Source organism: Haladaptatus sp. DYF46, assembly GCF_021083305.1.
GTDB lineage: Archaea > Halobacteriota > Halobacteria > Halobacteriales > Haladaptataceae > Haladaptatus.
Window position 1 is genome coordinate 258,501 of the sequence record NZ_JAJFAY010000007.1, and the last position, 13,869, is coordinate 272,369.

The 13,869-nt window shown below is 56.5% G+C and carries 9 protein-coding genes and 2 pseudogenes; all 11 read right to left on the minus strand.

Going from position 1 to position 13,869, the window contains the following annotated elements; translation table 11 throughout:
- Positions 1-72: 72 nt before the first annotated feature.
- Positions 73-435: a Rieske (2Fe-2S) protein gene (locus LJF34_RS24375; RefSeq protein WP_231188534.1), complete on the minus strand. Its 363-nt coding sequence runs from the start codon at positions 433-435 to the stop codon at positions 73-75.
- 43 nt (positions 436-478) lie between these two features.
- Positions 479-1,555 (minus strand): amidohydrolase family protein, encoded by a 1,077-nt coding sequence (locus LJF34_RS24380; RefSeq protein ID WP_231188535.1) that lies wholly within the window; start codon positions 1,553-1,555, stop codon positions 479-481.
- A 2,130-nt stretch (positions 1,556-3,685) separates the two neighbouring features.
- Complete coding sequence (locus tag LJF34_RS24385) at positions 3,686-3,904, minus strand: hypothetical protein (RefSeq protein WP_231188536.1); 219 nt, start codon at positions 3,902-3,904, stop codon at positions 3,686-3,688.
- 133 nt (positions 3,905-4,037) lie between these two features.
- Positions 4,038-5,732 (minus strand): cation acetate symporter, encoded by a 1,695-nt coding sequence (locus tag LJF34_RS24390; protein WP_231188538.1) that lies wholly within the window; start codon positions 5,730-5,732, stop codon positions 4,038-4,040.
- Entirely contained in the window at positions 5,729-6,160 is a 432-nt protein-coding gene (locus LJF34_RS24395) for a DUF4212 domain-containing protein (protein WP_231188540.1), read from the minus strand. The genes LJF34_RS24390 and LJF34_RS24395 overlap by 4 nt, the downstream gene beginning before the upstream one ends.
- Before the next feature lie 46 nt (positions 6,161-6,206).
- Entirely contained in the window at positions 6,207-8,189 is a 1,983-nt protein-coding gene (gene acs / locus LJF34_RS24400; protein ID WP_231188543.1) for an acetate--CoA ligase, read from the minus strand.
- Between the two features lie 173 nt (positions 8,190-8,362).
- A complete protein-coding gene (locus tag LJF34_RS24405; protein WP_231188544.1) occupies positions 8,363-9,988 on the minus strand; it encodes a bacterio-opsin activator domain-containing protein in 1,626 nt (541 codons plus the stop codon).
- Positions 9,989-10,123: 135 nt separating this feature from the next.
- On the minus strand, positions 10,124-12,019 hold the full coding sequence (locus LJF34_RS24410) for an acetate--CoA ligase (protein ID WP_231188550.1): 1,896 nt from the start codon (positions 12,017-12,019) through the stop codon (positions 10,124-10,126).
- 213 nt (positions 12,020-12,232) lie between these two features.
- A complete protein-coding gene (locus tag LJF34_RS24415; protein WP_231188552.1) occupies positions 12,233-12,502 on the minus strand; it encodes a hypothetical protein in 270 nt (89 codons plus the stop codon).
- Positions 12,503-13,171: 669 nt separating this feature from the next.
- A pseudogene (locus tag LJF34_RS24420) lies at positions 13,172-13,332 on the minus strand (ISH3 family transposase); the annotation flags it as partial.
- 232 nt (positions 13,333-13,564) lie between these two features.
- Positions 13,565-13,869 (minus strand): annotated as a pseudogene (locus LJF34_RS24425) (hypothetical protein); the annotation flags it as partial.

Below are 13,869 nucleotides of genomic sequence, written 5' to 3' on the forward strand. Positions count from 1 at the left end.
TAAACCGACGTACGATAGGAGGATAGCATGCGTTCGACGGTGGATGGGTACTATCTATTCCGGCATCGTCTGTCAAATGCTCACGATGATATCCTCACCGTCGACGCGAACTGGATGAGAGGGTAGTTTGGCCTTCGAAGTTAGTGATTCACCGTTCGTGACGTCGTATTCCCATCCGTGCCACGGACAGCTCAATATCTTGTCCTCACTACACCACTCCATGCACACTTCGAGATTTTCCGGGTCGTATTCGGCGGTCCACGTTCCGGTCAAGGTACCTTCACATACGGGCCCAGCTTGATGGACACACCAGTTTGTGTATGCCTTGTACTCACCGTCAACATTGAAGACAGCGATTTCGCGTCCCTCGATTTCAGCCAGTATTCGCTCACCTTCGTTCAGCTCGTCCGTTCGTCCGATTACATGGTCTTTCATGGTTCACTCCAATTTTTCACCGTCTTCACGTCGGTCGTCTCTTTCACAAATCAAGGTGGAAGGCCTCAACGGGAGTATCGTGCAACACTTTCCGACGTTCCTCCTCCGTAAAATAGTGTTGTAAGTACTTGTCGAGTTCTTCGAGTGCATCGAAATCCCAGTGTGGGTAGTCGGTGGCGAACATGATATTGTCTGTCCCCATGATTTCGAGCATCTTCGCCATATCCTCGGAGTCGTTCGGTTCACCGAGTGGTTGGTTGGCGAAGTAGACCGACTCGCGGATGTACTCCTCGGGTGTTTGCTGGAGCAGTGGCACCTCGCTTCGACGCATGTGATATATTTTATTCATCCGGTGCATCATATATGGAACCCAGCCCAAGCCGGCTTCGAGAAAGATCCAATTGAGATCTGGGAATTTCTCTGGCGCCCCTTCGGCGATGATACTCGTCAATGTCATCATTTGCTGCCAAGTATGTGCGACACTGTGAACTTCAAAGAATTTGTTGAAACCGCGGTTCTGCATCGGGAAGTCGAACATAAACTCCTCGGCATTCCCGTGAAACACGATTGGAAGGTCATTGTCCTCCGCAGCTCGATAGATGGGGTCATATTTTGGATCTCCCAAGGGAGGATGTTCACCGCTCGATCCGATATACACTCCAACGACTTGCTCTTCTTGACCCATTTCGTCGATCTCCTCTGCAGCTTCATGGGGTTTTTGGGTCGCGACAGCAGCCAGCCCTAGAAAATCGTAATCGTCTATATACTTGTCCAGTAGAAGTCGATTGTACGCCCGCATAAGTTCCATTGCCAGATCTGGCTGCGAGAATTTCCCGAGTGGTTCAAATGTGTTGATGATCGGATAGTCGATATTAAATTCTCGCTGAAACTGGACGATATCCTCTGCTTCGGTAAATTCCGAGAAGTTATCCTTGATCTTGCCACCCATCCGTTGATCCCAGCTACTCGATGGGAAAATGGGGTGCGGAGAGTCAGTAATACTGGAAGCATATGGTTCGTCCATGTATTGTGCAATCTCCTCTTCGGGTACAGTCATGTGGACATCGGTATCCACCACAGTCGTCTCTGCCAGAGTTGAATTGGGGGCTTTTTGTGCCATACACTCATCCAGTTCTGGATCGTTCATAATAAATCTTCTTCGTAGATTTCTACACTCACGTCCTCTATCTCCTAAATTCGATTCTTTTTGACGGAATTCGTAATCTCAACCCTCGTACAAGCCAGAGTCACTGTTTTAAGAGGGAACGTTGAAAACAGTACAAAAAATTTGGCTGTATCACCCGTCATTGGATTCGTTATTACGAAATAATAATGTAATCGTTGAATTGTCGAGATAGGGGCTGAAAAGCAGATATTGGCGACTTGAACCATGTTTCATCTTGCCTCAGTCAGCGAGAAATTGAAATCAATCGTATAACTGCTTCTCGATCGACTTTTCGCTTTTTCATTTTGCTAACCTATAATTCCATAATTCGGAATTTGTTCCATGATTTCTCCACCGACCATTACATCCATAGGCTTGTAATATCGATTGAGAACTGGAGAGGCAACTCAACAGTTAATACCTGCCGGACAGGCACTGTACGCCCAGGGGGCTCGAGAACCGCTCAACTACTTGACTTCGTACCTTCTGTTAGCTAGATGCGTATATCTAGCGTGAATCCCTGCTGTTTCCAATCACGTTGTTCTTACAAAAAGGCGTACAGCGACGTGTCGAATTGGCCATCGGACTTCTCGATGAATCGTCGAGATAGGTGCCCTGGCGGGCACCCACCTCCTTGATCTGGTTTATCGTTCTGAAGAGTTATTTATAAACAATCGAGACGACGTCGAAGATGACGTTCCACGACTGCAACGATTAATTTCTCCTGAGATAGCAAGGATAAGAATTCTGCGGAACTGTCCAGATAAGCACTTAATATGGCCGCTAAATATCATAGTAATGGGAAAACAGTGCAAGCAGTTGGTGGGCGTTTACTTGTCACCTATCCGACTAGATCGGGAAACAGTAGACTATGATTTGAAAGTGTGATACTACTTTTCGAGAAGGACTTACTCTGAATCATCGACCTATCATACAATCTCAATCGGAATTGTACAGTGCTATATCCGAATTGGTCGATTGGATACGTTATTTCCTTGTAATCATGTTTCTCGATAACTTTGTCGGGGAATACATCCGCTAGATTGATGCCATATTATTTAAAGAATTATACTCCGAGTAGTTGTTTTGCAGAGTATTGTGATATATGGTCAAAAATACCTATCGTTTATCGCTGGATAATCCTGTTGAATACAATTTATTTCTGCTTACTCAAGTGAGGGTCCGAAACACTTCGGAATCTTTGGTATCCATCCTAAAAATCGCTCGAAATGAACGATCTACACTCCTCAGATGCAGCTTCGAGAAGTTCTGGGTCAAGCCTACTGTCTCCTAAAATTATAAGCGGAAGTGAAACTACCCCGAGGCCCCGAATTAATCTGTGCGCAAGCGCTACTCACCAAACGGGTCTCGTTAACATCGCCGTTCGCGCTCTCAACATACGTGATTTGCTGTTTCTAATGCCCCGAGAGTGATCGATTACTATAGCACGGTTTATACCATTCCAGCGTCCTCAAATGCCTGTTCAAGCGATTTTCCTTCACCAAGCAGGTTATCTCTCCTTCTGTCTTCGCGACTGTCTCAGCGCCTGAGATGACTTCCATCGGTGCGGCGTTATTTACGAGTACGTTGATCGTTCTCCATTTGTTGACCATGGCTTGCACAGTCGATTCGATCGACTCAGGATCAGTTATATCTGAACTCGGCTAGGTTGATTCGGCATGCAGATTCCTGTGTGAAATTTAGGTTGCCGATTGATTCCAGCGTCCATCGTGCATGAGAGAGCTATCTGCCTGACTTCAGAACTCATCGTCTTCTGCCTCCATTTTCGTGAACGCTATGGGCCTCATTCGCAACCACACAACCTCGGAGGATGGATTTGATGCGTGCCTCGCTTTCGATTGAAACGGATTAGAAATATTCAGCAGTGTGTTTGTTTGTGTGTGCGTAGGTGTTTCAATCAGCGAGGGCGTTTGGCGAGCGCACGTGTTTCTACTGACCCAAAGCAGTCGATGATAAGTGAGATACATTCGCGCTTTCCATCATCTCTTTTAACAAGTGGTGGACTGCAAACCGTAATATCCTACCTGCGGTCGGGAGTCCTCCGCCTGAAGGCGGAGGAGGATGTCACTTCCTTTCTTGTTTCAAGCTCTCAATAGACCCAAAGAAGCCGAAGTATGCGACGACACCGCCGAACATCGCTAAGTGGGAAGCCCACTGCGGACTGTTCAACGCGCCGAACACGATCGAAACGACGGCTACCCACGCGATGGCGAACACCAAGTCGACGAACATGCCCGAGCGGTTCTCGCGGACGTGTTCGCCGAGTTCCTCGACGGAAATCATTTGCCAACCCCGTGATACGGCGCTCGTGGATTGATACTCACCGACGTGCGTCTGGTAAGGGGACCCGAAGACAGGTCGATCGCGCTCTCAGCCCACCAGTGTTCGATCGGCGAGTGGACCCGTTCGTCCATGATTAGTCAGCCGCCGGGGATTCACCGTCGTCGGTCACCGCGACTTCCTCGGCGGACTGCATCTTCGACATCGGCTCGGGACTATGACACTGTCGAACCAATCGCTTGGTCTTCAAATCCGGTTCGTCGGTCAACAACGAGACAGCGATGGTGACAACGAACACGATGGGTACGCCGACGAGCGACGAAGCGAGGGCGGGAAGCCACTGGGCCAAGAACGGTGAGATGATGCCATCGGTCCCGGCCGCACCGGCGAGGATGCCGTAGTTCGGCAGCACCTCGTTGACCATCGGGATAAACCAGATGGCGAGGCCGGTCGTCATCCCGGCCAACGCACCCTGTCGATTCGTGTTCTCCCACCAGAGGCCGAGGAAGAACATCGGGAACAGAACGGTACCCGCCAGTGAGAACGCGTACGACACCAGCGCGGCGATGGGTGCCGCGGGGTCCAACGCGGCCAGCGTCGTGATCACTCCCAGCGCGACGATGCTCAAACGTCCGACGAACACCTGCTGCCGTTGGGTCGCCTCCGGGTTGATGATGTTCGCGTATATGTCGTGGGAGATGGCGGAGGAACCGGCGATGAACAGTCCGGCGATCGTCGCGATCGCGGCGGAGATACCGCCGGCGGCGATCAGTCCGACGAACCACTGCGGTAAGTCGGCTAGTTGCGTCGCAAGCACGACGATGACGTCGGCAGCGGCGCTACTCATACCGGGATCGCCGTAGACGGCACCGATGTTCTTCGCGTAGAGATCGGTTCCGAACGCGGCGAACGCCGGGGCCGAGAAGTAAAGCAGGCAAATGAAGAACAGACCCCAAACGGTCGACCAGCGGGCGGTTCGCTCGCTCTCGACCGTATAGAATCGCACCAAGACGTGTGGTAGACCGCAGGTTCCGACGACCAGCGTGAACGCCGTCGCGATCCAGAGGTAGTAGCTCCCGCTGACGAACGGTTCGCTGAATTCGCTGCTGAGTTGGTTGATCAACGCACCGTATTCGATGTGCGGTAGCACCATCGAGTAGCCCTGCGTGTAGCCGACGACGTACAGACCGGCCAAGAACGCCACGATGAGGATGGAGTACTGAATGGCCATGTTTTTCGTCGCTCCCAGCATTCCCGACAAGGTCAGGTAGCCGACCGTGATCGTCATCATCATGACGACCATCGACTGGTAGCCGGTCATTCCCGGAATACCGATGTCGCCGAAGATGTACAGGCCGACCAGACCCATCCCGCGCGCCTGCCCGATCGCGTACACGAACCCGATGAGGAACGTCGTGACGGCCGCGATGGCGCGGGCGGCGTCGGAGTTGAAGCGGTCGCCAACGAAGTCCGGCGCAGTGTACTTTCCGAACCGGCGCATCTGTGCGGCCAGGAAGATGAGCAGGATGAAATAGCCGGTCGACCAACCGACGACGTACGCCAACCCGTAGAAGCCCGAGAGGGCGATGAGTGCCGCCATCCCGAGGTACGACGCGGCCGACATCCAGTTCGCACCGATGGCCATCCCGTTCTCGATGTTGCCGATGGATCGTCCGGCGACCCACATTCCCTCGGTGTCGGCGACCTTGAATACGTACCCGACGACGAGGAACAGGGCGAGCATCGCCGTGACCAGAATCGCCGGAAGGATCTTGAACGAGATGTTCAGGCCTTCCGGTAACAGTCCGGTCTGGAGCGGGAGGAGAATCATTCAGCGGCACCTCCGTCGGCGGCCACGGGGTCACCGCCGGTGGTCTTCTCGGCGGTGTCGTGCTCGATTCCGTACTTTCGATCGAGTTGGTCACGCTTGCGAGCGTACCAGAACGCGAGCAACAACGCCCCACCCGGGGCGCCGATGGCGACCAAGAAGTAGTGTAGCGGGAAGTCGATGAGGGGCAGTTGAGTGGTCATCGCGCCCGGAGCGACTGCCGTCAGCGTCACCGGTCCGAAGACGATGAGCGCCCAGGCGACGAAGCCGGTCCAGATTATTCGGAGGTGGTCGCGCATGAACGGCGTACTGGGGCGCAAGAGGTTCACTTCCTGGCTGAGATAGTCCATATCGCGGTGTGACTGTCTGGCCTGGGTGGCGGTTCCTCCGTCCGTTTCGACGGTCGATTCTCGTGAGGTGTCTTCTGTCATAGTATCGTGTTCGTGTGTCGTCCGTTCGGTTGCAAGCGATCTACTCTCAGTCGGTCCGCACTCTCTCTTGGATTCCGGCGACGACGTCCGGATTGCGTAGCGTCGAGGTGTCGCCCAATTCGTCGTCGTTGGCGATGTCCTCCAGAAGCCGCCGCATGATCTTTCCGGAGCGTGTCTTCGGCAGTTCCGGCGTGAAGATCACCTGCTCGGGTCGGGCGATCGCACCGATGGCGTTCTCGACGCCCGCGACGATCCGCTCGCGGAGTTCCTCGGTTTCCGCGGAGTTGTCCTCGGTGATGACGTAGGCGTAGACCGCTTCGCCTTTCACGTCGTGGTGTCCGCCGACGACGGCGGCCTCCGCGACGCCCGTCACGCCGACGATGGCGCTCTCGATTTCCATCGTTCCGAGGCGGTGCCCGGAAACGTTGAGAACGTCGTCCACGCGGCCGAGAACCGTGATGTAGCCGTCCTCGTCCAGTTTCGCGCCGTCCTCGGGGAAGTACACCCAATCCTCGGGGTCGTCGGATGCGGTGTCCGAGTACTCGGACCAGTACTCCTCGACGTAGCGCTCGTCGTTCCGGTACAGGGTTCGGAGCATCCCCGGCCACGGTTTCTGCACCGTGAGGTGACCGGCCCGTCCGGCCTCGACCGGTTCGCCCTTCGTGTCGACGACCCGCACGTCCAATCCGGGGAGGGGCAGACCGGCGGAACCGGGTTTCATCTCGTCGATGGCCGGAAGGGTCGTGACCATCATGCCGCCCGTCTCGGTCTGCCACCACGTGTCCACGATGGGACAGTCTTCCCCGCCGATATGCTTGTAGTACCACTTCCACGCCCGCGGGTTGATGGGTTCGCCCACCGTTCCGAGCAGTCGAAGGCTCGAAAGGTCGTGCCGGTCGGGGAAGCGGGAGCCCCACTTCATGAACGCTCGAATCGCCGTGGGTGCCGTGTAGAGCTGCGTTACACCGTAGTTCTCGACGATTTCCCAGAGGCGGTCCTTCTCGGGGTAGTCGGGCGTTCCCTCGTACATCACGCTGGTCGTCCCGAGGGAGAGCGGTCCGTAGACGATGTACGAGTGGCCGGTGATCCACCCGATGTCGGCGGAACACCAGTAGGTGTCCTCGGGTTTGACGTCGAGCACCGCTCGCGAGGTCCACGCCGCGTACGAGAGGTAGCCCGCCGTGGTGTGTTTGACCCCCTTCGGCTCGCCCGTCGTCCCGGAGGTGTACATCAGGAACAGCATGTCCTCCGCGTCGCGCTCGACGGGATCGACCTCCGCACCCTCCTGTTCGGCCACGAGCGCGTCGTAATCGTACTCGTCGTCACCCATCGGGTGGTCGTATTCGTCGCCGAGTCGGTCCACGACGACCGTCTCCACGTCGTGGTCCACCCGCGAAAGACCCTTATCCGCTTTCTCCTTGTGGTGAAGCGGGTCGCCGCGGCGGTAGTAGCCGTCACAGGTGACGAGGTACTCGGACGCCGCGCTCTCCATCCGGGTCGCGAGCGCGTCGGCCGAGAACCCGGCGAAGACGACCGAGTGGGGTGCGCCGATCCGCGCACAAGCCAACATGGCGACCGGCAACTCCGGCACCATCGGCATGTACAGCGTCACCACGTCGTCCGCTTCGACGCCGAGGTCGCGCAGTCCGGCAGCGACCTCGTTGACCTCGCGGTGGAGTTCCTCGTACGTGTACGTTCGATTCGTCTCATCGGTGGGTTCGCCTACCCATTCGATGGCGACCTCGTCCCCTCTGTCGTCGAGGTGTCGGTCGAGACAGTTGTACGAGGCGTTCAGCGACCCACCCGTGAACCACTCGTAGAACGGCGGCGTCGAATCGTCCAACACCGTCTCCCAGCGTTCCTCCCAATCGAGAAGCTCGGCGGCACCGGTCCAGCAGTCCGGCCAGTCCTCATCGAACGTCTCGTAGACGTTCGCATCCGCGACGTTCGCTCGCTCGACGAACGATTCCGGCGGCTCGAACTCCTCCTGTTCCGCTAACCACGCTTCGAGTTCAACTTCCTCTGGCATGCCTGCCCATGCAAATCAATAATAATAACATAAGATCACTAGCTAATTATCCCAACCGTCCGTCCGAAATCGATTTTCTGACGTTGCACGCGGCTACACAGTCATTCCGGCGCTTCTGGCCGTTCCTGAGGGAAATAGCGTTTCCGCTGATCTTCCTCGCCGAATCTAGGTGCTTAGGTTTCGGCGCCGTCGAAGTACGCAGTCAGCAGTTTCTGTTGAGCTTTCCGTAGGTGGTTGTGCAACGTGGGCGAGGAGACGTCGAGCGTATCGGCCAACTCCTCCGCCGTCGAGTTACGGGGCCACTCGTAGTAGCCGCCGAAGTACGCCGCCCGAAGCGCGGTCTCCTGGCGGTCCGTCAGCCGTTCATCCAACCATTCGCGGAAGCTCGCCTTCGTGTCGACCGGGCGCTCGACGTCGCGTTTGGCAGTCAGCCGCGTGGCCTGGAATGCATCCGTGACGGTATCTACGATTCGCCTGATATCGACGTCGGCGGCGACCGCGGCGACCAGCGTCGAAACGCCGTCTTCGGCGGTCATCCCGTGGACGCGGCCACCGTGTTCCACGACCTTGTGAGGTACCCCCGTCGAGACCGCGATTTCGACGAGGCCGCCGTTGCTGTGATTTTCGACGAGACGGACGTCCTCGACGGCCGAATGCTCCTCCGCGACCGTGAGTGCCTCACCCACATCGACGCCCTCCACGGTGACGAAACAGACCAGCGCGTCATCGGCGGGGACCATCCCCGACAGTCGAATTCTACAGTCGAGGGCGGCCGACAACGCCGCGAACGCGTCGCGATCGTCGCGGGATCTGAACTCCAATTCGGTGATGGTATCGGCTACGAGCAGTCGTCTGTGTTCGACGGACGTCAGCGCCTGAACGACTTGCACGCCGAGCACGCCGAACAAGTCGCGTTCCAGGGGACCCGGCTCCGCCTCCATGCCGATGGCGATGACGCCGCGGGTCCTGTCGCTGTGGACCAAGGGGACGTAGGTGAGCGCCGTCACGTGAGCGGGGGTCTCCTCCGTTCGAGTCAGAATCTCGCGGGAATCGACCGACTCGCGGGCACGACCGTCCAGGACCGCGTCGGCGCGGTCGTCGGAGATACCGACGCATTCGCGGCGGACGAGCACGCCTTCATCCGCTGCGAGCACGGCGAACTGATAGCCATCGGTGCGCACGAGACGGTCGCAAACGGTCCACTCCACGGCTTGGCGAGTATCGGCATCCACTAGTGCCTCGCCCACTTCCGTAGCGACTGTCATCGTTCGACGGAGGTGGTCGCTCGGCTGTACACCGGCGAACGCGGCGGCGATAGTTTCACGGGTCGGATCGTCCGACAGGACGTCCAGATTGTCGAGGGAGTTCCATCCGCCCACCTCGCGAACGACGTGGGCGGGAACCCCCTCACGAACGCGTGAGCGTGCGAAATATCGACGCAAGTCGCGCGAGGAAACGTCGACGCCGGCGCGCTCACCCACCTCGGGTACGAGCATTTGCAACCGGCGAGCCGTCACGTCGAACGGTCGTTCGTTCTCGTCGATGCCCTTCACGCGAGCGTACTTGCGGAGGTCGTGTTCGACGTCCGCCGGTACGTACGCCTCGCGGTGACCGTTTCCCTCGCGAACCAGCAGAAAATAGTGGTTGCCGTGTGCTTCGACGTCGCTCAGGTGCAGCCGAGCTATCTCCGCTGGCCGAATGCCTATCTCGCCGACGAGTCGGATCACGAGGTCCTCCCGATAGGTCTCCGTGGCGCGTCGGAGGCGTCCATAGTCAACCTCGGTCAATCCGCCAGCCATCGTTTCGGTTATCTGGATGTAAGCGAAATAAACGCTTCGGTAGTGTGATCGATGTAAACGGGCGTTCGCCGATAATCCGGTTCGTACGACCCTCGCTGAGGATCGCGCGATTTCGGTGCGTTCGAAGAAGCGAAATCAGTTCCGCTCGTCGATCGTCTGGAGTTCGCCCACGACCTTGGGATTTCGAATCACGCTCGTGTCGTCCAGTTCCTCGTCGTTGGAGATCGCCACGAGGATTCGGCGCAACAGCTTGCCCGAGTGGGTCTTCGGGAGTTCGGGCGTGAAGACGACTTTCCACGGGGTGGCGGTACCGGCGACCGACTCGACGGCTTCGTTGACCCGCAGATGGAGATCGTCACTGTCCACACGACTGCGATCGCAGCTAGCGTACACGTGAATGGCTCGTCCCTGCGTTGGGTGGTCGCCGACGACGACCGCCGTTTCGATGACGCCTTCCACGTCCACGACGGCAGACTCCAGTTCGACCGTCGAGAAGCGCCGTCCGCCGACGTTGATGACGCCGTCGGCTCGTCCGAGGACGGTCACGTAGTCGCTCCCGTCCACACGAACCGTATCTTCGGGGTAGTATCGCCAGTCGTCCCGGGCGGACGTCACGGTTTCCCCTCCCGGCGTCAGCAGCGAGCGAGGCATCGCAGGCCAAGGGCGAGTGATCGTGAGGTAACCGTCCTCGTTCGGGTCGACGGATTCGCCCGACTCGTCGACGACTTCGATCTCGACTCCGGGCAGTGGCGGCCCCACCGCGCCGGGTTTCATCCCGTCGACTCCGGGTAGCGTCGAGATGAGAATGGCGCCGGTCTCGGTTTGCCACCACGTGTTGACGACGGGACAGACCCCCCGACCGACGTGTTCGCGGTACCATCGCCAGACGCTCGGTTCGAGCGGTTCGCCGACGGCACCCAGTAGCCGCACGCTAGAGAGGTCGTGATTCTCGGGGGCCTCCGCGCCTCGTTTCATGAACGCTCGGACGGCCGTCGGTGACGTATAGAAGACGTCCACGGCGTTGCGCTCGATCAACGTCCACGGTTCGCCCTGGTCCAACGAATCGACCGATCCCTCGACCAGTAACGTCGTGGCTCCGAGCGCAAGCGGACCGTAGACGGCGTACGAATGTCCCGTGATCCAACTCACGTCGGCGGCACACCAGTGAGTGTCGGACGGTTTGACGTCCAGTGCGGCGCGAGTCGTCCACGCGACCTGTGCGAGGTAGCCGCCGGTTGTGTGCTCGATCGCTTTGGACTGGCCGGTGGTCCCGGACGTGTAAATGCGAAACAGGGGATCCTCGGATCCACGACCCACCGGTTCGACCTCGCTTCCGGCGTGTGCGTCCAGCAGATCGTCGTAGCGGCGGGAGTTCTCCCCCAGATAGGTATCACTTCCAAGCCGATCCACCACGACCATGTGGACGTCGCCTTCGACCGCCAACCGAGCGTTATCGGCCCGGCTCTTCTGGTTTACGGCACCGTTCTTTCGGTAGTAGCCGTCGCACGTGATGAGAAATTCCGATCCCGCCCGCCCCATCCGCGTCGCGAGCGAGTCGGACGAGAAACCGGCGTAGACGACGTTGTGTACGGCGCCGATACGGGCACACGCGAGCATCGATACCGGAAGTTCCGGCACCATCGGCAGATACAGCGTGACGACGTCGTCCGCTCCGACGCCGAGGTCGCGCAGTCCTGCCGCGACCTCGTTGACCTCGCGGTGGAGGTCGAGGTAGGTGTAGGTGCGACGCTTACCGCGTCTGCCTTCCCAGACCAAGGCAAGATGATTTTTCCGCTCATTGAGATGACGGTCTACGCAGTTGTGTGCGGCGTTGATTTTGCCCCCTGCGAACCACGCCATTGGTGGTCCTTCATCGAAAACTTCGTGATACGGGCGATCCCACGAGAGAAGATCTGCGGCTTCTACCCACGCTTCGGGCCACTCCCGGTCGAAATGTGGACGAGGATCTGTACGAACGTTCGCCTGCTCGACGAACGCGTCGGGCGGCTTAATTCCATCCCTATTTGTCATTATCGGTGATTGGTCGGATTGACTAAAAATGTTCGGCTTATATGGATTACAGGCGCTACAACCTCGTCTTTGTCCACCATTATTGAAAACTATTCGCTCTCTAAAGCATATCGCCCCTTTTCTGCTCACTAATTACTAAGCGGAAGTGGACTACCCTGGTATCTTCTATTTGATCTATGCGCAGTTCGTAGTGCAGATTACTCAAATGGATGTTTATCTGAGCAGCCCAGCAATAACAAGCACGAGCCCAAGCGGCGCGTAGATGATACCTGCCCCGATATTGCACGTCATCTTCCCGTCCACAGTGGTCGACGTATATTGAATTCCGAGTCCACTAAACCCAGTAATTTGTGGCCCACTTGGGTTTGCTTCATGGAGGCCAACACCACTACAAACGGGTGGTGTGATCAGGCCGATTCCAATGAACACAAGGACCCCACCGATGAGTGCAATTGTCCCGCCGTATTCAGAACGAATACTCATTCCTTAAAATTCGTCGTATTGATGCTTCTATCTTTCTATAAGCACAGATGACCCAAGAGAAACAAATGATCAATCGTGGTACCCCGAAATACATAGAGAGCAGCGCGAACTATCTACTTATTTATTGTCCGTTGCTTTGGTAGGTAGAAACTCGTGCTTCGGGAGACACGCTTTTCCTTACCAACTCCGCCAAGATCGCAACGTAACCTCCCAAGCGGAAGTAGACTTCCCCGGGCACTGTTGAGTTGGTCATTGTACATTTCGTGGTACATATCTAGCGTGCCAACTGCTTTCGATTTCGAAGATTGAACTTGACTGCTCCGAACAATCGGGAGAAATAGTCTACTCTCTGGGATTTCTGCGCGTTTCAAGATGCGTGATTGGTTCTATAACCGAAGTAGAACGTGTGACGGCAGTGAGCTCGATTTCTGAAATTTGGCCGATTTTGGCGATTGACTGCCTGTGAGCAGTATAAGCGGCAGTGGATCTCTCAGATATTCTCATTCAGATGTATGAAGTACATGGCATAAATACCATAGTTGATAGCAACTGTTCCAGCAATCCACTCAGACGCGCTCGATCTCATCTATACGCAGTCATCGCCACATGTCGAGTTCGACTACGCTGGGTGTCGAATCGAAATCATGCCTGTACGGAAAGTCCGCATACAGTCCAGCCCTTCGAGAGTTCTTGCTTGATCGTCTGCTGGGGCGATTGGCATCACGTGGGCGTGGTTGGGTGTGAAGCAGTGTCAAACACTTGTTGTCGTAGAACTCGCAATCGAGATAAGCGACCTTGCCGTTGAGGTCAAGGCCGTCAAGGATTCCAAGAAGCCCTGGGAGGACATCAGCAAGTAAACGTCTCAACTAACCGGCTTTGTGATGCACTGGGTATATTTCCACATTGATCACGTGATTTTTAGCCTTATCCAGCGGTTCCCCTGATTGAATTTCGGAAATCCCGAGAGACGGCAATCGGTTCGTGATATAAGCCTATCTACTGACTGTTAAAGAGCGCTTTCTCGCTAATTGTAGCGCCGTCTAGCGAAACTACAGAGTCGATTTAGTCACTCCGCTGAACAGCTGTTATGAGTTGGCTTTTTGGAAGCCACTCATCGGTGAGGCTGGGAAGACCATCCCGGTTGCAAAACTGTTGCTGGTGGTCTTGCAGCTGCTTCGCTAACCGCTCGTGGTGGTCGGTATCGACCCCTATATTTTCAATCCCTTTTTCGAGTGAGTGTATCTTGTGTGCAAGCCGCATGAGCGATCGTGCGGCCGCAGAATTCTCGAAAAGAATCGCGTCTTCCGTTTCTCGGGTGATGGTTCCAACGAACATCGTGGGGGTAGTTTTATCCATGGATCCACCCT